Origin of the sequence: Phocaeicola barnesiae DSM 18169 = JCM 13652, from assembly GCF_000374585.1 — a bacterium.
GTDB classification, from domain to species: domain Bacteria; phylum Bacteroidota; class Bacteroidia; order Bacteroidales; family Bacteroidaceae; genus Phocaeicola; species Phocaeicola barnesiae.
The window spans coordinates 204915-226150 of record NZ_KB894647.1; the positions used below are offsets into that span (position 1 = coordinate 204915).

General features: G+C 46.8%; 18 protein-coding genes and 1 tRNA gene. 14 read left to right on the forward strand and 5 right to left on the reverse strand.

The window, feature by feature from the left end; all coding sequences use genetic code 11:
* Positions 1-64: 64 nt before the first annotated feature.
* From C510_RS0106970 to C510_RS0107000, 7 genes are all read left to right on the forward strand, one after another.
* The gene (locus tag C510_RS0106970; protein WP_018710624.1) at positions 65-2062 is read left to right on the forward strand and encodes a protein-disulfide reductase DsbD family protein; all 1998 of its coding nucleotides are present in this window, start codon (positions 65-67) and stop codon (positions 2060-2062) included.
* A gap of 11 nt (positions 2063-2073) precedes the next feature.
* Positions 2074-3372 carry an L-cysteine desulfidase family protein gene (locus C510_RS0106975; protein ID WP_018710625.1) on the forward strand — a complete coding sequence of 433 codons (1299 nt, stop codon included), beginning with the start codon at positions 2074-2076 and terminating at the stop codon, positions 3370-3372.
* Between the two features lie 96 nt (positions 3373-3468).
* A complete protein-coding gene (locus tag C510_RS0106980) occupies positions 3469-4107 on the forward strand; it encodes an AlbA family DNA-binding domain-containing protein (protein WP_018710626.1) in 639 nt (212 codons plus the stop codon).
* A 5-nt stretch (positions 4108-4112) separates the two neighbouring features.
* The gene (locus C510_RS0106985; protein WP_018710627.1) at positions 4113-5513 is read left to right on the forward strand and encodes an alanine/glycine:cation symporter family protein; all 1401 of its coding nucleotides are present in this window, start codon (positions 4113-4115) and stop codon (positions 5511-5513) included.
* A 48-nt stretch (positions 5514-5561) separates the two neighbouring features.
* The gene (locus C510_RS0106990; protein WP_018710628.1) at positions 5562-6191 is read left to right on the forward strand and encodes a hypothetical protein; all 630 of its coding nucleotides are present in this window, start codon (positions 5562-5564) and stop codon (positions 6189-6191) included.
* A 93-nt stretch (positions 6192-6284) separates the two neighbouring features.
* On the forward strand, positions 6285-6932 hold the full coding sequence (locus tag C510_RS16250; protein WP_025892722.1) for a uracil-DNA glycosylase family protein: 648 nt from the start codon (positions 6285-6287) through the stop codon (positions 6930-6932).
* Between the two features lie 22 nt (positions 6933-6954).
* Positions 6955-7027, forward strand: a tRNA-Trp gene (locus C510_RS0107000).
* A gap of 322 nt (positions 7028-7349) precedes the next feature.
* Here C510_RS0107000 and C510_RS0107005 read toward each other — a convergent pair.
* Positions 7350-7733, reverse strand: a complete 384-nt coding sequence (locus C510_RS0107005) for a hypothetical protein (protein ID WP_025892723.1) — start codon at positions 7731-7733, stop codon at positions 7350-7352.
* A gap of 302 nt (positions 7734-8035) precedes the next feature.
* Positions 8036-10225 carry an alpha-galactosidase gene (locus C510_RS0107010; protein WP_018710631.1) on the reverse strand — a complete coding sequence of 730 codons (2190 nt, stop codon included), beginning with the start codon at positions 10223-10225 and terminating at the stop codon, positions 8036-8038.
* Between the two features lie 328 nt (positions 10226-10553).
* On the opposite strand from C510_RS0107010, the gene C510_RS0107015 reads away from it, so the two are divergent.
* A complete protein-coding gene (locus C510_RS0107015) occupies positions 10554-12161 on the forward strand; it encodes a DUF6377 domain-containing protein (RefSeq protein ID WP_018710632.1) in 1608 nt (535 codons plus the stop codon).
* Between the two features lie 29 nt (positions 12162-12190).
* On the opposite strand, the gene C510_RS0107020 is transcribed toward C510_RS0107015, so the two are convergent.
* A complete protein-coding gene (locus tag C510_RS0107020; protein ID WP_018710633.1) occupies positions 12191-12736 on the reverse strand; it encodes a 7-carboxy-7-deazaguanine synthase QueE in 546 nt (181 codons plus the stop codon).
* On the reverse strand, positions 12723-13055 hold the full coding sequence (gene queD / locus C510_RS0107025; RefSeq protein ID WP_018710634.1) for a 6-carboxytetrahydropterin synthase QueD: 333 nt from the start codon (positions 13053-13055) through the stop codon (positions 12723-12725). The genes C510_RS0107020 and queD overlap by 14 nt, the downstream gene beginning before the upstream one ends.
* A gap of 211 nt (positions 13056-13266) precedes the next feature.
* On the opposite strand from queD, the gene C510_RS0107030 reads away from it, so the two are divergent.
* The 3 genes from C510_RS0107030 to rny all read left to right on the forward strand — a co-directional run bounded on the left by C510_RS0107030 (position 13267) and on the right by rny (position 15531).
* The gene (locus C510_RS0107030) at positions 13267-13560 is read left to right on the forward strand and encodes a hypothetical protein (RefSeq protein ID WP_025892726.1); all 294 of its coding nucleotides are present in this window, start codon (positions 13267-13269) and stop codon (positions 13558-13560) included.
* A 29-nt stretch (positions 13561-13589) separates the two neighbouring features.
* Positions 13590-13886 carry a cell division protein ZapA gene (locus C510_RS0107035; RefSeq protein WP_018710636.1) on the forward strand — a complete coding sequence of 99 codons (297 nt, stop codon included), beginning with the start codon at positions 13590-13592 and terminating at the stop codon, positions 13884-13886.
* Positions 13887-13995: 109 nt separating this feature from the next.
* Complete coding sequence (gene rny, locus C510_RS0107040) at positions 13996-15531, forward strand: ribonuclease Y (protein ID WP_025892727.1); 1536 nt, start codon at positions 13996-13998, stop codon at positions 15529-15531.
* Positions 15532-15670: 139 nt separating this feature from the next.
* On the opposite strand, the gene C510_RS0107045 is transcribed toward rny, so the two are convergent.
* Entirely contained in the window at positions 15671-16528 is an 858-nt protein-coding gene (locus C510_RS0107045) for a patatin-like phospholipase family protein (protein ID WP_018710638.1), read from the reverse strand.
* Between the two features lie 150 nt (positions 16529-16678).
* On the opposite strand from C510_RS0107045, the gene C510_RS0107050 reads away from it, so the two are divergent.
* From C510_RS0107050 to recJ, 3 genes are all read left to right on the forward strand, one after another.
* Positions 16679-18070 carry an aminopeptidase P family protein gene (locus C510_RS0107050; protein ID WP_018710639.1) on the forward strand — a complete coding sequence of 464 codons (1392 nt, stop codon included), beginning with the start codon at positions 16679-16681 and terminating at the stop codon, positions 18068-18070.
* Positions 18071-18108: 38 nt separating this feature from the next.
* Positions 18109-19302: a C1 family peptidase gene (locus C510_RS0107055; protein ID WP_018710640.1), complete on the forward strand. Its 1194-nt coding sequence runs from the start codon at positions 18109-18111 to the stop codon at positions 19300-19302.
* Between the two features lie 212 nt (positions 19303-19514).
* Positions 19515-21236 carry a single-stranded-DNA-specific exonuclease RecJ gene (gene recJ, locus C510_RS0107060; protein WP_018710641.1) on the forward strand — a complete coding sequence of 574 codons (1722 nt, stop codon included), beginning with the start codon at positions 19515-19517 and terminating at the stop codon, positions 21234-21236.

The following is a 21236-nucleotide window of genomic DNA, read 5'->3' on the forward strand; positions in this document are numbered from 1 at the left end:
TAGATTAACTTTGCACGTCCTTACATGGAATTATTCTAAAATCATAAAACATAAACCAAAAACAATGACCCAAAAACATTTCATCAGTTGGCTTGTTATGGCCTTGTTGTGTCTGCCGGTATTCGCGCAGATTCAGGAACCGGTAAAGTTCAAAACCGAGCTGAAGACCCTTTCGGCCAATGAAGCCGAGATTATCTTCTCGGGAGCCGTCGAAAACGGATGGCACATCTATTCTACTGACTTACCAGAAGGTGGCCCTATCTCGGCAACATTCAATATCGATAAGATAGAAGGTGCCGAAGTAGTAGGAAAGTTGATGCCTCGCGGAAAGGAAATCGAAAAAATGGACCCTATCTTCGAAATGAAAGTCCGCTATTTCGAAAAGCAAGCTACATTCGTACAGAAAATCAAACTGACTGGAGGTGACTATAAAATAGTAGGCTATCTGGAATACGGTGCATGCAACGATGAAAACTGCCTGCCTCCTACCAGCGTAGACTTCGCGTTTACCGGAAAAGCTGCCGGCAACGCATCGGCTGCCGCTGAAACAGCTACTACAGAAACCGCAGCTACAGAAGCTGCTGCCGACACTACCCAAGCTGTACCGGCTGCTGCCGTTGTTACCGGCACTGCCGACTATTGGGCACCGGTCATCACCGAATTGGGAAGTTACGGCGAAAACATCAACAACGAATCGCATACCTGGATATACATCTTCTTCACCGGTATGCTGGGTGGACTGCTGGCCCTGTTCACACCGTGTGTCTGGCCGATTATCCCGATGACTGTAAGCTTCTTCCTGAAACGTACCAAAGATAAAAAGAAAGGAATCCGTGATGCTTTCACCTACGGAGCTTCCATTGTGGTGATTTATGTTGGTCTGGGATTAATTATCACCGGTATATGGGGAGCCAACGCATTGAATTCCCTTTCTACGAATGCGATTTTCAACATCTTCTTCTGCCTGATGCTGGTGGTATTCGCGGCTTCGTTCTTCGGAGCTTTCGAAATTACCCTGCCATCCCGTTGGAGTAACGCTATCGACAGCAAGGCTGAACAGACTACCGGTCTGCTGAGCATCTTCCTGATGGCCTTCACCCTTTCATTGGTATCATTCTCATGTACAGGTCCTATCATCGGCTTCCTGTTGGTGGAAGTATCGTCTACAGGTAGCTACCTGGCACCGGCCATCGGAATGTTGGGCTTCGCTATTGCATTGGCGTTACCGTTCACCCTCTTTGCGCTTTTCCCGTCCTGGCTGAAATCCATGCCGAAATCCGGAGGATGGATGAATGTCATCAAGGTAACCCTGGGCTTCCTGGAACTCGCCTTTGCGTTGAAGTTCCTGTCAGTAGCCGACTTGGCTTACGGCTGGCGTATCCTGGACCGCGAAACCTTCCTGGCCCTGTGGATTGTCATCTTTGCGCTGTTGGGTATGTACCTGCTCGGAAAAATCAAGTTCCCGCACGATGACGATGACAACAAGGTAAGTGTTACCCGATTCTTCCTGGCCATGTTCTCTCTGGCATTTGCTGTCTACATGATTCCGGGACTTTGGGGAGCACCGTTGAAGGCAGTCAGCGCTTTTGCACCGCCGATGCAGACCCAGGACTTCAACCTTTACAAGAACGAAGTACATGCCAAATTCAATGATTTCGACGCCGGTATGGAATATGCCCGTCAGAACGGTAAACCGGTAATGATTGACTTTACAGGTTACGGTTGTGTGAACTGCCGGAAAATGGAACTTTCCGTATGGACCGACCCAAAAGTCAGCCAACTGCTGAACGATGACTATGTACTGATTACATTGTATGTAGACGAAAAGACCAAGCTGCCGGAACCTATCCGCATCACGGAAAACGGTCAGGAACGTACCCTGCGTACCATAGGAGACAAGTGGAGCTACCTGCAACGTACCAAGTTCGGTGCCAATGCCCAGCCGTTCTACGTACTGATAGACAACGAAGGCAAGCCGCTGAACAAATCATATTCCTACGACGAAGATATCCAGAAATACATCGATTTCCTGGAAACCGGATTGAAGAACTATAAGAAATAAGAAGGAAATATATGCTTGAAAAATCAGAAAGAGAGCAGATAATTGCCCTGATTCACCAGGAAGTGGTTCCGGCCATCGGTTGTACGGAACCTATCGCCGTGGCTTTGTGCGTAGCCAAAGCCAGCGAAATCCTGAAAAACAGATATCCGCAGCGCATCACGGCACAGTTGAGCGCAAACATCTTGAAGAATGCCATGGGAGTAGGTATTCCGGGGACAGACATGATAGGTCTTCCTATCGCCATTGCTTTGGGAGCCCTCATCGGCAAATCGGAATACGGACTGGAAGTACTGAAAGACTGTACCCCTGAAGCCGTAGAAGAAGGAAAGCAGCTGATTGACGAGCAGGCTATCCAGATTTCATTGAAAGAAGGAATCGAAGAGAAACTGTACATCGAAGTATGCTGTGAAGCGGACGGCAACAAGGCTACCGCCATCATCAGCGGCGGACATACCCATTTCGTCTACGAAAGCCTGAACGATGAAGTCTTGCTGAACATCCAAAGCGGAGCAGGCCATGAAGGAGGCGAAACGGAAATGGAACTGAACCTGAGAAAGGTATTCGAGTTTGCCACAACGACACCGATAGAGGAACTACGTTTCATTCTGGAAGCCAAACGCCTCAACAAATCCGCAGCCGAACGTTCACTGGCCGGTAATTACGGTCACGAACTGGGTAAGACACTCCGCGAAAGCCGCAGCGAAAAGCATCTCATGGGCGATAATACGTTCACTCACATCCTGTCATATACGTCGGCTGCCTGCGATGCCCGTATGGCCGGGGCCATGATTCCGGTCATGAGTAACTCAGGAAGCGGTAACCAGGGAATAGCCGCTACCTTACCGGTGGTAGTATATGCCGAAGACAACCAGAAGACAGAGGAAGAACTGATACGTGCCCTTACCCTGAGTCACCTGACGGTTATCTACATCAAACAGAGCCTGGGTCGCCTTTCTGCCTTGTGCGGATGCGTGGTAGCCGCTACCGGAAGCAGTTGTGGTATCACTTACCTGATGGGAGGAGGATACGAACAGGTAGCTTATGCCGTAAAGAACATGATAGCCAATCTGACCGGTATCATTTGTGACGGCGCCAAACCGAGCTGTGCCCTGAAACTGACCAGTGGTGTCTCTACCGCTGTGCTTTCGGCTATCCTGGCCATGGAACAGAAATGTGTCACTGCCGTAGAGGGTATCATCGAAGACGATGTAGATTTAAGTATCCGGAACCTGACCCGTATCGGTTCGGAAGGAATGAACGAGACCGACAAGATGGTACTGGACATCATGACTCACAAGCATTGCTACTAAACGTACTCATTGATAGCATTTAATAAGGTTCTCTTCCTAAAAGTTTTTAATTTACGGGAAGAGAGCCTTATTTTTTTGTATTTTTGCCGACCGAACATGAAAACGACAACGAACCATATCCAACAGCTGGTGAGCGAAGGTGAACACGTACACCAGGATTTCAAGTTTGCCATTACCGATGCCCGGAAAATAGCGAAAAGTTTGTCGGCCTTTGCCAACACCGAAGGTGGAAGACTGCTTATCGGGGTGAAGGATAACGGTAAAATAGCCGGCATCCGATCGGAAGAAGAACTTTACATGATTGAAGCGGCTGCCACGATGTATTGTAAACCTGCCGTGGCCTTGGATAACCAATTATATAAGGTGGAAGGCAAGGATGTACTGGAAGTCTACGTTCCCGAAAGTCAAGAAAAGCCCGTCTACGCCCTCGATGAAGAGAACCGGCCGAAAGCCTATGTACGCATCAAGGACGAAACGATTCTGGCTACTCCGGTACATCTGGATGTCTGGCGGCATAACCGCAGGGAAGTCATGGTGACCTATACCGAAAAGGAACAGCACGTGCTGAACCTGCTGGCCCAATACGGTGAACTGACCTTGAACAAATGTGTCAAGCTTTCAAAGATGCCCCGCAGGCAGGTTATCGCCCTGTTAGCGGATTTTATCCGTTTTGACCTGGTGGAACAAGTATTCAGAGAACACATCTTTTATTTCAAACTAAAACCCGAACAATAAATTCCATGGAGCTATTTTCACAAATCATCAACGAAACAAACGATATTTTATGGACCTACATCCTGATAGTCATGTTATTGGGATGTGCTATCTGGTTCAGTATCCGAACCCGGTTCGTACAGTTCCGGATGTTGGGCGAAATGATTCGCCTGTTAGGCGATTCTACAGCCAAAATCAACGGACACGAAAAGCATATCTCTTCGTTCCAAGCCTTTACCATCTCGTTGGCAAGCCGTGTAGGTACCGGAAACCTGGCAGGAGTGGCCACCGCCATTACGGTTGGAGGACCGGGAGCTATTTTCTGGATGTGGATTATTGCCCTGTTAGGTTCCAGTAGTGCTTTCGTAGAATCCTCTCTGGCACAGCTTTTTAAAATCAGAGGAAAACATTCGTACATCGGCGGACCCGCCTATTACATGGAGCGTGGATTGAAGAAACGCTGGATGGGCATACTTTTCGCTGTCCTGATAACCATCACCTTCGGTTTCGCCTTCAATTCGGTACAAAGCAATACCATGAGTGCCGCCCTCGAAAGTGCCTTTGCCGTGAAACCCTGGCTGTCAGGAACCATCATCTCGGTACTTACATTGATTATCATCTTCGGAGGCGTGCAGCGGATAGCCACCATCAGCAGCATCATTGTTCCCATCATGGCTGTAGGCTACATCCTGTTGGCATTGTTTGTCGTACTCAGCAACATCGACCGGATTCCGACTGTCATCGAACAGATTATCGGCAGCGCTTTCGGATGGCACCAGGCCATCGGAGGAGGAATCGGAGCCGCCTTGATGCAAGGTATCAAACGCGGGCTGTTCAGCAACGAAGCCGGTATGGGTTCTGCCCCGAATGCGGCAGCTACCGCCCATGTCACCCATCCTGCCAAACAAGGATTCATCCAGGCATTGGGAGTATTTACGGATACACTGCTCATCTGTTCCTGCACAGCCTTCATCATCCTTTTCAGCGAGGAGCACATCGGAAACGGTCTCGATGGCATCCAGCTTACCCAAGCTGCCCTGACCAACGAAGTAGGCAGCATCGGCGGTATCTATGTAGCCATTGCCACCTTGTTCTTTGCCTACAGCAGCATCTTGGGAAACTATTATTACGGCGAAGCCAATATCCGCTTCTTCACAGCCCGCCGGTGGCCGGTCCAGCTTTACCGTATCCTGGTAGGCGGCATGGTGATGTTCGGCTCACTGGCCAGTCTGAACCTGGTATGGAGTCTGGCCGATGTCACCATGGCTTTGATGTCCATCTGTAACCTGATAGCGATTGTCCTGTTGGGAAAATACGCGTTCCGTCTGCTGGACGACTACCTCGAGCAGAAACGGAAAGGCATCAAAAGTCCTGTCTTTCATAAAGAACGGATGAAAGATATTGAGCAGGATTTAGAATGTTGGTAACTATTTTTCTTATCTTTGCAGACCAGAAAACAATAAAAAGACATAAGTATGAGTATATTTTCAAAGTTATTCGGCAAAAAGAATGCTGAAGAGGCCGAAGGAACGGTACGTGTAGGCGGCATGGAAGATTTCATGACCCTCATCCGTGTATACTACCAGGCAGTGATGGCTGCACAATTGGGTATCAGTAACATCAATTTCCTGCCGGACATGGCCGTATTCAAACGTACCCTGAAGATTCCGACACAGAACAACAAACTGGGTATCGCCGAGAAATCACGCTGCAAGAAGATGGTAATGGAAATCTATGGCATCAATGAAAGTTTCTTCAAGGAAATTGATGCTTCCATCAAGAAAAACTGCAAGAATGTCAACGACATCAAGAACTACCTGTTCATGTTCCAAGGCTTCAGCCAAGACCTGATGATGCTTATCGGCAATCTGATGCAGTGGAAGTTCCGTCTGCCGGCCATGATGACAAAGTTATTGCGCAACATGACAGAAAAGACCGTACACGATATCCTGACCAAGACCGACTGGAAAGACGACGGTGTACGTAAAACCTGTGCCAATATCCGTCAATATCAGCATGCGCTGGGTTACTCGGAAGACTGGATCAAGGAATATGTCTATAACATCGTCCTGTTGGCCAAGAAAGAGCCGAAACCCAAGGCTTAAGCTATTCTCTTTTGACCTTATTCTCCTCACGAAGATGCAGCAGAGACTTCTGTCACCACATGTTCGTGAGGTTTTTTATCACCTGTTTCTATCATGACTGAACAGACTACCTTCATACCCACAGAAAATCATCCTTTAGAACCCTTCCTCCCCGCAAACGCGGTACTGCTGATGCTGGGCAGTTTCCCTCCGCAACAGAAACGCTGGAGCATGGATTTCTTCTACCCCAACCTGCAGAACGATATGTGGCGCATTTTCGGACTGATTTTCTTTAATGACAAAGAACATTTCCTTTTACCGGACCGGAAAGCATTCAACAAGGAACAAATCATCGATTTCCTGAAAAAGAAAGGAATCGCACTCTATGATACGGCTTCTGCCGTAAGAAGATTACAGGACAACGCCTCCGATAAATTTCTGGAAATTGTTGAACCTACCGACCTTTCGTTGCTGCTGAAACAGCTTCCGCACTGCCGGGCCATTGTCACTACAGGTCAGAAAGCGACCGATACACTACGCAGCCAACTGGAAGTGTCCGAGCCTCCGGTAGGTGGGAAAAGCCCTTTCAACTTCGAGGACCGTTCCCTGAACCTGTACCGGATGCCTTCCTCCAGCCGCGCATACCCGCTGAAGCTCGAAAAAAAGGCAGAGGTTTATCGTCTTATGTTCAATGACTTAGGGATAATACAAGCATCTACTGTTAAAATAATCCCTCAAAAGGCTTGCAGATTCAAAAAATAGCATTACCTTTGCAACCGCAAACACGGGAATAGCTCAGTTGGTAGAGCATCGGTCTCCAAAACCGAGTGTCGGGAGTTCGAGCCTCTCTTCCCGTGCCGTGATAGAAAGCTGTAACTGAACAAGTTGCAGCTTTTGTCCGTTTATGGGTCGGACAAATCAGGGGCATTCATTGTTCCTTGAACTGTTCCAACAAAAAAAACCGATTGGCAGAATAGATGAATTCTACTTCTGTCAACCGGCATCTTATCCTATACCCCCAATAAACAAAAAGATTACAAACTCTTGCTCCACTCAGCTATATCCTGAAGCACTTCCAGTGAACAGGTTTCTTCAATTTTGTAATAACCCATAGCCGAATCATGTTCGCAATGCTGAAACAGATGATTCAGTCCGGGATATTCCTTGATAAGGTTTTTCTTATTTCGGTTCTTGCGGCCGGTCAGGTTTCGCGGCTTCCCCAGGTTTCAAATCCAATGGGAACGACCTACCGAACTGGTTGAAAGTTCCTTTTATCGTTCCATCCGTCAGTTTACCTGTATAAGCCATTAATAGAGCTAACACTTCCAGACTGACAGAATCGGTTGACAGATATTTCAGATTCACCGGTATTCCCAAGGCTCCTTGTGCCGGAACATCCATTTTAGCCGTACTGTTTCCGTTCTCTTGATAATTGAAATGAAATACGATTTCCAATTCCTGATTTCCGGCATTCAATATACCTTTCCAGGTCCCATTCATTTCCTGTGCATACGATATTGGCACCATCAGGACAGCCAACATCAGTGAAATAATTTTCTTCATAAGTAATATCCAATTGAACATTTACAAATGTAAGAATTTTCCAGAGACACCAAACACATCAACGAGAATTGTTTTCTTTTCGAAAAGTATTGGACAAGAAACTTATTAAACAAATCATCTGACCATCAACAGTCTGAAAGAATCAGTCAAAGCTAATCTCAGAAACCCTTCCATTAACACAGAATGAAAGACATACTGAAACCATGATTGAATAAAAACTTGAAAAGCCGCCCTACCCACCCGGGTAAGACGGCTCCAAGCATAATCATAAACTATTAAAACTACCTATTCAAGCAGATTCATTACATGGCAGACAATTCGATGACGTGACTCTGAGTGGTAGCATAACCGAATACGTTCAGTCCTACTTTCATCAGATAATCACCGGAAAATACCTTACCGTTTGCTTCCAGCGTAGAAGCGACACCCGGCATCAGATTAATTTCTTCCACCTTGTACATCTTGTGAGGATCCAGTCCCTGCAACTTCACAGCCATCAGTTTTTCCTGGAAACGTGGGTAGATATCATACGCAAACAGCACTGCTTTGCTCAAGTCCTTAGTAACATAGTTCACAGCCATGTGGTTGCTGGTGTACGGAGAAACCAGACGATACTGATCACCATCCATTACAGCAGGCTGAAGGCGTTTCCAGTTGGCAACAGCAGTCTGACAGTAAGTCAATTCGTCGGAAGACATATCTTTCAGACCGATGTCGAAACCTAACTTACACATGGAAGCCATATCTGTACGGAATTTCACGGAAGTATTCTTGTTCCAGCTGGTAACATGAGCACACATAGCCTTGGCCGGGAAGAACTGAGAGAATCCCCACTGGATATAAGCACGTTCTACCGGATCGGTATTGTCGCTGCACCAGAATTCTGTGAAGTATTTCAGCGCTTCATAATCGCAACGGGCACCACCACCTGAACAAAGCATCATCGGAACATTCGGATAATTTTCCTTCACGCGTTTCATTACATTATACACACCACGTACATGATCGATATACAGATTGCCCTGTTTTTCCTTCAGATACGGAGAGTAGATATTGGTAATCGGGCTGTTGCAGTCCCACTTGAAGAATGCGATGTCCGGATTTTCCTTCATCAGTTTTTCTACCACACCGTATACATAATCCTGTACTTCCGGATTGCTCAAATCGAGTACCAGCTGGTTACGGTAATAATAACGGTCTCTATTTTCATCGTGGATAGCCCAGTCCGGATGTTTCTCGAACAGTTCACTTTTCGGATTCACCATTTCAGGTTCAATCCAGATACCGAATTTTACACCAGCTTCCTTAGCTGCGTCTACCAATGCAGGAACACCGCCCGGCAATTTACTGTGAGTTACTTCCCAGTCACCCAGTCCGGCCTTATCATCCTTACGCGGATACTTGTTGGCAAACCAACCGTCGTCCAACAGGAACATATCGACTCCCAGATGTTTTGCTTCCTTCATCAGTTCGGCCAGTTTCTCCTGATCAAAATCAAAACCGGTATTCTCCCAGTTATTCAACAATGTCAACCGGCTGCCCTTTCCATCTTTCAGGCTATAATTGCGTGCCCAATCATGCAAGTTACGGCTGCCCTGCGAAGCACCATCATAGCTCAATGTAAAAATGAATTCCGGTGTCGTGAAAACCTCGTCTTTTTTCAATTCATAATTGGAAGCATATGGATTGATAGCCGGAATTACGCGAAGATTTCCTACATTATCTACCTCGAAAGTAAAACGGAAGTTACCCGTCCAGCCTAATGTTCCCATCAGGACCTCCCCTTGATTTTCTGCCACAGGTTGTCCCAACCCTACTTCAAAGAACGGATGTGTGTGCATGGCAGCACGGCTTCCCAGTTTTGTATCAATAATTTTCTTACCAAACTGCAACTGCTGGCTACTCATCTGAGCTTCCTTGGCCCAGTCACTACTGAATTCTGTCAGATAATAAGAAGTACTGTTAAAATAAAGCATAGTAGAAGCGTATGTACTTAATATTACCGGACTCGCCTCCTGATGCTTGATTTCACTCCAGGTCTTGATGACATTTTCCTTCGGATAAGCCACATAATGCAGACTTACTTCTACCGGGTATTTGTCATCACGCAGATTGATGGTGGTTTGTGTTCCTCCATCCACGGCAGCCGTACTGGAAGAAACATAATATAAATAAGTGGAATTGTTTCCGTCATTGTGTGTAACGGCAATAGCAGGTTCGAAGAACTCTTCATTACCGGAACCACTATACACTTCCCAGCCACGCTGGCTGACACTGGCATCCGTTCCGGCATAAATATCCCAATCGAAATTCTGGATATCGCCATCGTTCAACAGTTTCTTACCCAAATACGTCTGATAAAGACGCCCATTGTCACCTACTTGAAGAATCAGGTCCGTCTGTTCTGTAGAGATACGGAACACCTTCTTTTCGGCTGCACCTACTTGCAGTGCGGACAACAGTAAGGCTGCCGATACAATCAATTGTTTCATGGTAATTAAAGATTTTCAGTATTGTAAAAATATGGTTATAGATTATTCAAGAATATAAAGGACCGATTTCCAAAGTATCCGGATTTATATTTACAAATATAATATCAGGCATCATTTTCCAGTTGCATCAGTAGACATAAAGTAGAGCCTATATATTAATCAAATCGTATAATCAACTAATAATCAGATGCTATTGGCCACTACATAGATAAGATAGAGTAGAAACCAACTTTCTATTTATTTCGAACAATATCCCGCAAGAATTGTATAATCAATAAATATTCGTTATTTTTGCTACCTGCCATACAGAACAATAAAAACCAAACCCATGAAGAACCTGCTTTATCTCCTCATTCTGATCCTTCCGGTTCAAACAGTTAATGCTACAGAAAACCTTCAACAGCTGTACCGCAGATTGGAGCAAGCTCTCAACAGCAGAGGCGCTATTGACCGCCAGAAAGAAGCACGGATTGACAGCATACAGAATCTTATCACCCCTGACATGTCTACCCAGAAACGCTTCGACCATTATCAGACCCTTTACCAGGAATACCTGACCTATAGGGCCGACTCCGCCCTTTTCTACATCGACATGGCAGAAGATATGGCGTTACGTAACAAATCCATCCTACAGCAGAATCAGTGCGGCATCGACCGTGCAAATCTGCTGGCAACGACCGGCTATTTCTCACAGGCTCTTTCACAATTACAGTCCATTCATAAAGAAGACCTGGACAGTACCTTGATAGTAGACTACTACAAAGCCTACGAATGGGTCTATAGCGTTTGGAAAGAGTATACAGACGATGAATATTTCGCCCCCCAATACCGGAAAAAGGAAATCCTTTACAACGATTCCTTACTACAAGTACTGCCATCCGGAAGCAATGAATATTATTATTGGCTGGGAGAATACAAGGCACGTACAGGAGACCAGACCGGGGCCCAAAAGGCATACGAGAAAGCACTTCAAGGTCTTCCGGTCAACAGCCGTCTGTATGCGCAGATTACTTGTGGCCTTGCATTCGCCCACAATCAACAAGGACGCCTGGAGGAATATGAACGCTACCTGATACTGTCTGCCATTTCCGACAATGTAGGCTCACTGAAAGAGAACCTGGCACTCCAGGAACTGGCCCTCCACATCTTCCGGCAGAAACCCGAATGGATAGAACGGGCCAACCGCTATCTGCAGTATTCCATGGAAGATGCTACTTTCTACAATAACCGACTACGCATGCTGGAAATCGCCCGGAAATTTCCGGCTATCGTCAATGCCTACCAACAGGAAACCGTCAAAGAAAGAGAGCACCTGACCGCCGCCGTCATATTCATCAGTGCCCTCACCCTGCTGCTGATTGTTTCACTGATAGTTATCCGCCGACAATTAAAGAAAGTCAGCCATGCCCAGCAGGCTCTTAGTGAGCTCAACCAGCAACTGACCAACCTCAACGACGAACTTCTCAAGACCAACCATATACGCGAGGAATATGTCAGTCTGTTTCTGGACCTGTGCGCTTCGTATATAGACAAGCTTAACCGCTATCAGGAACTGGTAAAACGGAAAGTCAAGGCCAAACAGGCAGACGACTTGCTGAAACAGAACAGTACCCGAATGTCCGAGGCCGATACCAAACGTTTCTTCGTGAATTTCGATACGGCCTTCCTGACACTTTATCCGACCTTCATTACTGAATTCAACGCGCTGCTTCGCCCGGGTGAAGAAATCTATCCACAGAAGGGAGACATTCTCAATACAGAATTGCGTATCTTTGCATTGGTACGTATGGGAATCAGAGACAGCGCACGCATAGCCACGCTGATGTTCTATTCCCCTCAAACCATCTACAACTACCGTACTTCTGTGCGAAACCGTGCTAAAAACCGCGAAGAGTTCGAAGAGCAAATCAAGCAGTTGTGTCAGACCGTACAATAATCTGACGGAACCTCTTCTGTTGTTAGATATTATTGGATATGAATCAGTTTGTGCGTCTGAAGACTCAGACGCCACTGTGGGTGTTTCAGAATATAAGCTACCACCTCGGCCGTATTCTGGCAGGAACAAGGCTGCAGGAAATAATGGGAAGCCGGCAAGGACAAATACGCAGAAACGTCCTGCCCTACATAAACCACCTTCACTTCATCCATCCGTTTCAACCGGACGGGAGCGTTCTCCTTCGGCGAACAAGTCACCCAGTCAATACCGGAAGGCAATTCCCGGGTACCGTTGGTCTCGATACAGACATATTTTCCGATGCGGTGCAACGCATCCACCAATGCCTCATCTACCCACAACCCAGGCTCCCCGCCTGTCAGAATCACCGTACGGCAAGGATATTTCTGCACTGCGGCCAGAATCTCTTCATCGGACATCTCCACCCCGGTTTCATGACGGGTATCGCAAAATCCACAACGGAGGTTACACCCCGAAAAACGAACGAATACAGCCGGTGCACCCGTATGGAAGCCTTCTCCCTGAAGGCTATAGAATATCTCATTAATCTTTCTCATAAACCACCGTATTTCCTGCCGACTCCTGTACTTCTACCTTGAAACAATGGGGAACACGATCGCATATCCAACGGGCGATATTCTCTGCCGTCGGGTTACAAGGAAGGACATCATTCAGATTCTGATGGTCAAGTTGCCCCATCACCACTTCCTTGATATGGGTAAAATCCACGACCATTCCATCTGCATTCAACTCCTCCGAACGGCAATACACCGTAATAATCCAGTTGTGACCATGCAAATTCTCGCATTTACTCCGATAAGAAAGATTCAACCGATGAGATGCCGACACCTCCATGCGTTTGATAACCGTATACATAAACTCACTTGTTTTAAATATTAGTATTGAATTTGCACTTCATGTCACCTCAGTGCCCGGCAAAAATACAAAGAAATCGTGAAACCAAGAAAGACAAGACTCCCAAGAGAAAAAAATAACTGCAATTCTGAATAAAAATGCGAAATTATCACGCAAATATTTTTGTGTTTCTTACCAATCCACTATATTTGTATACAATTTTGGTGTACTGATGACGGAAGAAGACAAAAGGCTAATAAATACTTTCGAAGGAAAACTGAGACATCTGATGTTCCTGTACGATGAACTGAAAAAAGAAAACGTCTCCCTTCGCCAGCTTCTTTCCCAGAAGGAAGCAGAACTGGCACGTCTGGAAAACAGCCGGAAAGAATTGGAAGAACAATACACCAACCTGAAAATGGCTCGCATAATCAGTATCAATGACAGTGAACTCAGAGATACCAAGCAACGGTTGGCGAGACTTGTGCGTGAAGTCGACAAATGTATCGCTTTGCTGAATGAATGATTTGAAAATTAACCGGTAAAGGATTCCATATGGACGACAAGATGAAGATTCACCTACTGATTGACAACGATCGGTATCCGCTTACTATCCGCAGGGAGGAAGAAGTGCTGTACCGCGAAGCTGCCCGTCAGATTGACTATAAGCTGAACAAATACCGCAGGATGTATCCTGAATTCACTACGGCAAGACATTGGGCAATGGCAGCCTTGGAACTGGCCTTTGAAAATGTTTCCTTGAAAGACCGTAATGATACACAGCCATACCTGGACAAGCTGAAACAGCTGGAAAAGGACATTGATGACTGCATCAGGAAAGACTTTGAATAACGTTCAGGTTATTACCAAAGAAATATCGCGCACAAGCTGAAGCCGGATTTCGGTCCGACTGAAGGTTTGTGCGCTTTTTTATTATATGTTTAATTAAAGAAAAATGAGTATAGGTATAACAATTGTCGTAGCCGTAGTGACCTTCCTGGTGGGAGGTGCTCTCTCATATATCTTTTTCAAGCATGGCTTGAGAACGAAATATGACAACATCCTGAAAGAGGCTGAAAACGAAGCCGAAGTGATAAAGAAAAACAAGTTGCTGGAGGTAAAGGAAAAATTCCTGAACAAGAAAGCCGACCTGGAAAAAGAAGTAGCTATACGCAACCAGAAGATTCAGCAGGCAGAAAACAAGCTAAAACAGCGCGAAATGGTGCTGAACCAGAAAAACGAGGAACTGCAGCGCAAACGGAACGAAACAGATGCCATCAAGGAAAACCTGGATGCACAACTGGTCATCATCGAGAAAAAGAAAGAAGAACTGGACGTCCTGCAGTCTAAGGAACGGGAAAAGCTGGAAGCCATATCCGGACTTTCTGCCGAAGAAGCGAAAGAACGCCTGGTAGAATCCCTGAAGGAAGAAGCCAAGACACAGGCTCAATCATACATCAACGACATCATGGACGATGCCAAACTGACCGCAAATCGCGAGGCAAAGCGCATCGTTATCCAGTCTATCCAACGGGTAGCTACCGAAACAGCCATCGAAAACTCTGTTACCGTATTCCACATTGAATCCGATGAAATCAAAGGACGTATCATCGGCCGCGAAGGACGTAACATCCGTGCGCTGGAAGCCGCTACCGGTGTAGAAATCGTAGTAGACGATACTCCGGAAGCAATCGTACTTTCTGCCTTCGACCCGGTTCGCCGCGAAATTGCCCGTCTGGCCCTGCATCAACTGGTAACTGACGGACGTATCCATCCGGCACGCATCGAAGAAGTGGTAGCTAAGGTACGCAAACATGTAGAAGATGAAATCATCGAAACCGGTAAACGTACCACCATCGACTTAGGTATCCACGGTCTGCATCCGGAATTGATCCGAATCATCGGTAAGATGAAGTACCGTTCTTCTTACGGACAGAACCTGTTACAGCATGCCCGCGAAACAGCCAACCTCTGTGCAGTAATGGCTTCAGAACTGGGACTGAATCCGAAAAAAGCCAAACGTGCCGGTCTGTTGCACGATATCGGTAAAGTGCCTGATGAAGAACCGGAATTGCCACACGCACTGTTGGGTATGAAACTGGCAGAGAAATACAAGGAAAAACCGGATATCTGCAACGCTATCGGTGCACACCACGACGAAATCGAAATGACCAGCCTGCTGGCACCTATCGTTCAGGTCTGCGATGCCATCTCAGGCGCACGTCCGGGTGCACGCCGCGAAATTGTAGAAGCCTACATCAAACGTCTGAATGATCTGGAACAATTAGCCATGTCTTATCCGGGCGTTACCAAGACATACGCCATCCAGGCAGGCCGTGAGCTCCGTGTCATTGTAGGAGCCGACAAGATTGACGACAAACAGACGGAAAGCCTTTCTACCGAAATCGCCAAGAAGATTCAGGACGAAATGACTTATCCGGGACAGGTCAAGATTACGGTTATCCGTGAAACCCGTGCGGTCAGCTTCGCCAAATAACACAAAAAGTTGATATATACTTGCAGCGGACGGTTCTGTTTGTGAAACAGTTCCGTCCGCTGCTTTTGTTTTATAGATTTCGATAATCAGACACTACATGGAAATGCGGGCACTACTTATCCTCCTGCCCTACTGCAACTTATTTCTCACGGTCCAGATACGGTTTCAACACCTTCTCCGCACACCGGTATCCTTCCTCATACAAGGCAGTCAGTTTCTTGATATCCTTTTCAATCCGGTTCACCGTAACCTTGTTTTCAGGACGAATGGCCAGAATCTTCCCTTCTGCCTCCAATTTCTCCACCATTTCCAACTGCTGGTTGTACACCTCACAGCGCCGGCTCAACAACAGACGCAGACGTGGATAACGCCGGTAAATGAAGCGAGGTACCCGTATATCCCGTTCCGTCTTACGGAAACCTTTATTCCGGGTCAGGACTACAACATTGTATTCGTACCCCTGTTCCATGGCACGAAGTACCGGAATCGAATCAACAATTCCTCCATCCAGCATCGGACGACCGTCTATATACGTTATCGGACACACATACGGAAGACTGCTCGAAGCCTTCGCAATCTGTACAAGCCGCTCCTTATCCGCATGTTCCTCCAGGTAGCAGGCACGTCCGGTCACACAATTGGTAGTAACCATTTCAAATCGCATAGGATTCCGGAAACAGGTTTCATAATCAAAAGGAAGAATTTCCTCCGGGAATATCTCATACAACAGACGTTGGTCAAGAATGCTATGCTGATACCACAAATGCTTCAAGCCGATATAGTGATACTTCGCCATCAAATCGATATTGCTGTATTTCGCGCGGCCACGCTGTCGGGACAGAAAGGAAAGTCCGTTACACGCCCCCGCAGAGACACCGATTCCATACGGGAATTCGATACCCTGATCCATCATATAATCCAAAACGCCACAGGTAAAGACACCACGCATACCTCCACCTTCCAGCACAAGTCCCATTTTCCGGAAATTTACCATCATAATTGTTCAGTTTTTGCATGAATAAACAAGTCCATCTGCGATATAATGTCGCAAATATACATTTTTCCGTTGACAAGCCTATTTTTTATCTAAAATTATTACTATTTTTGCATCATTGTTGACATAACAAGGACTATTAATTAAGATTTTATGTTTGATTCCATCATCTACCAGAAACGCCGTCAGGCTTTACGGGAAAAGATACAGAGCGGTATCATCCTCCTTTTAGGTAACAACGAAGCTCCTGCCAATTACCCCGATAACACATACAAGTATCGTCAGGACAGTTCTTTCATCTATTTCTTCGGTCAGTCTCACCCCGGATATGCGGGAATCATTGACGCCGACAACGGAGAAGATTATTTCTTCGGCGATGATGTAGATATGGATGACATTATCTGGATGGGACCTCAACCCAGCATCAAAGAACTGGCAGCCCAAGTAGGGGTTAGCAAAAGCTTCCCTACCGACAAGCTGAAAGATTTCATCGGAAAAGCCATCTCTCAGCGCCGGAAAATCCATTTTCTTCCTCCCTATCGTCACGATACGATGATGCAGTTGGAAGACCTGACCGGCATCCGTGCTTCCATGACCCGAAGTCATGCTTCTGTAGAATTGATTAAAGCCATCGTTTCCCTGCGTTCCGTTAAGGAAGCCTGTGAAATCGCTGAAATCGACAAGGCATGCAACGTAGGTTACGAAATGCATACAGCAGCGATGCGTCTGTGCAAACCGGGAGTATCTGAGCAATACATCGCCGGTATTCTGGAAGGAATCGCCGCTTCATACGGCAGAATGGTTTCCTTTGCCACGATTCTGACCCAACACGGAGAAACGCTGCACAACCACGACCACAGTCAACTCTTACAGGAAGGACGGCTGATGCTGACAGATGCCGGTGCCGAACTGATGAGTTATTATTGCTCTGACCACACCCGTACTGTTCCGGTAGGAGGAAAATTCACCAGCCGTCAGCGGGACGTTTACAACATCGTTTTAGCCTGTCATGACAAAGCGCTGGAACTGGCAAAACCGGGCATCACCTACAAGTCTGTCCACCTTGAAGTCTGCAAAGTACTGGCACAAGGCCTGAAAGACCTGAACCTGATGAAAGGAGACATCGACGATGCCGTTGCCGCCGGAGCACATGCACTCTTCCTGCCTCACGGTCTGGGACACATGATGGGTCTGGATGTACACGACATGGAGAATCTGGGTCAGAACTATGTAGGTTTCGACGATGAGGTGCAGCCGTCTACCCAATTCGGTCTCTCAGCCTTGCGCATGGGACGCCGCCTGCAGGAAGGCTTTGTCATTACCGACGAACCGGGATGCTACTTCATTCCTGCCTTGATAGACAAATGGCGGGCCGAAAAGCAGCATACGGACTTCCTGAACTTCGACGAAATAGAGAAATTCAAAGACTTCGGAGGTATCCGTCTGGAAGATGATATCCTGATTACACCGGAAGGTTCCAGATTCACCGGCGAAAAACGGATTCCGATAACCGTCGAAGAAGTAGAAGCCATCATGAACGAATAATTCAAATCAATCATAACCCTAAAAACTAAAAACAACCCATGAACAAATTCATTGCACTTGCAGCCTTGGGACTCTGTTTTACCAGCGTCTATGCGAAAGGTCCGAAGAAAGACAAAGCCGAAGAAGGTTTCGTATTCACTACTGTCAAGGAAAACCCGATTACTTCCATCAAGAACCAGAACCGTTCCAGCACATGCTGGTCATTCTCTTCCATCGGTTTCCTGGAATCAGAACTGCTCCGTCAGGGAAAAGGTGAATTCGACCTGTCTGAGATGTTTGTTGTACACAAGACCATGCAGGACCGTGCAACCAATTATGTACGTTATCACGGAGACGCTTCTTTCTCTCCGGGCGGAAGCTTTGCCGATGCCGTATACTGTTACGAAAACTACGGAATGGTTCCGCAGGAAGCTATGCCGGGTATCGCATACGGCGACTCACTGCCTAACCACAATGAACTGGATGCTGTAGCAGGTGCGTATGTAGAAGCTATCGGTAAAGGTAAACAAAGCAAACTGAGTCCGGTATGGAAGAACGGCGTAAGTGCTATCTACGATACATACCTGGGAGCATGTCCACAGGAATTCACTTACAAAGGTAAGACTTACACTCCGAAGACATTTGCCAACGAAGTTTTGGGACTGAACATGAAAGATTATGTTTCTCTGACTTCATTCACACATCATCCGTTCTATACACAGTTCAATGTAGAAGTTCAAGATAACTGGCGCAATGCTTTGTCATACAACCTTCCGATTGACGAGTTGATGGCCGTTATGGACAACGCCGTCAAGAACGGATATACCTTTGCCTGGGGAGCCGATGTCAGCGAACAAGGATTTACCCGCGACGGTGTAGCTGTATGCCCGGATGTAGAAAAAGGTGCGGAACTGACCGGTTCGGATATGGCTCACTGGTTGGGTCTGAGCCAGGCTGACAAACGCAAGGAATTGACCAGCAAACCACTGCCTGAAATCACCGTTACCCAGGAAATGCGTCAGGAAGCCTTCGACAACTGGGAAACAACCGATGACCATGGTATGCTGATTTACGGTATCGCCAAGGACCAGAACGGAAAAGAATACTTCATGGTAAAGAATTCATGGGGTGAGAGCGGTAAATACAAAGGCATCTGGTATGCTTCTAAAGCTTTCGCAGCCTATAAGACCATCAACATCCTGGTTCACAAAGATGCCATCCCGGCAGACATCGCCAAAAAGTTAGGTTTATAATTCGTTAAAATAGACTGATTATAAATAATTAATCGGCTCGTTCTACAAAATTAATGTGGAACAAGCCGATTTTTTCTTTCTTTTTTGTTACCTTTACACGTGAATAGCATCTGACGACATCCCTATTTTCAGACCCTATGTCTGCCGTTATTTCTGCCGTCACTGAACAGACTGTTATTCAGAGATAAGAAGAAAGAAAAAAAACATATATAATGAATTACAAATGGAACTATCAACCTCCCACTCTCGAACAAAGGGAAGCTGCCCGGGCTTTATCCAGAGAAATCGGTATCAGCCCCATCCTGTGTCACCTCCTACGGGAACGTGGCATTACATCGGCAGCCGAAGCCAAACGCTTTTTCCGCCCTCAACTGAGTGAGTTGCATGACCCGTTCCTTATGAAAGACATGGATATAGCCGTAGAGCGGCTGAATCTGGCCATGGGCAGAAAGGAACGTATCATGGTATATGGAGACTATGATGTAGACGGAACAACAGCCGTCGCATTGGTTTTCAAATTCCTTCAACAGTTCTATTCGAACATCGACTACTACATTCCCGACCGTTACAACGAAGGGTATGGCGTATCGAAGAAGGGAGTAGATTATGCGTATGAGACCGGTGTGAAACTGATCATCGTACTGGACTGCGGCATCAAAGCCGTAGAAGAGATTGCGTATGCCAAAGAGAAAGGCATCGACTTCATTATCTGTGACCATCACGTTCCGGACGAGGTACTTCCGGCAGCCGCCGCTATCCTGAATCCGAAACGGGACGATTCGACGTATCCGTATAACCACCTGTCGGGTTGTGGAGTAGGTTTCAAATTCATGCAGGCGTTCGCACAGAGCAACGGCATCGAGTTTCACCAGCTGACTCCCCTGCTCGACCTGGTTGCTGTCAGCATTGCGTCGGACATTGTACCGATTATGGGCGAAAACCGTATCCTGGCATACCACGGCCTGCGACAGTTGAACACCAATCCGAGCGTAGGTCTGAAAGCCATCATCGATGTATGCGGACTGTCTGAACGGGAAATCACCATGAGTGACATCGTATTCAAGATAGGTCCCCGTATCAACGCATCGGGACGCATCCAGAACGGCAAGGAAGCGGTCGACCTGCTGATAGAAAAGGATTTCAAATCGGCGTTGGAGAAAAGTAACCGGATTAACCGCTACAACGAGACCCGTAAGGACCTGGACAAGAGCATGACCGAAGAGGCCAACAAGATAGTAGACAACCTGGAAAACCTCTCCGAACGGCGTTCCATTGTCATCTATAACGAAGCCTGGCACAAAGGAGTCATCGGAATCGTCGCTTCCAGACTGACTGAAATCTATTACCGTCCGGCTGTAGTACTGACCCGTACCGACAATCTGGCTACAGGTTCTGCACGTTCTGTTTCGGGATTCGATGTCTACAAGGCCATCGAGCATTGCCGGGATTTGCTGGAGAACTTCGGTGGGCACACGTATGCTGCCGGACTCTCAATGAACGTAGAGAATGTTCCTGAATTTACCCGCCGGTTCGAGGAATATGTAACCGAACACATTCTGCCGGAGCAGACCAACGCTACCATCGACATCGATGCACAGCTGGATTTCAGAGACATCACACCGAAGTTCTTCTTCGACCTGAAAAAGTTCAACCCGTTCGGTCCGGACAACCACAAGCCGATTTTCGCTACCCTGAATGTATACGATTACGGCACAAGCAAGGTGGTAGGCCGCGAACAGGAACACATCAAACTGGAACTGGTAGACAATAAATCGAACAACGTAATGAACGGTATCGCCTTCGGACAGAGTTCGCAGGCACGGTATATCAAGACCAAGCAATCGTTCAACATCTGCTATACCATCGAAGAAAACACCCACAAGCGGGGAGACATCCAGCTTCAGATAGAAGACATCAAACCAAGCCGACATTAA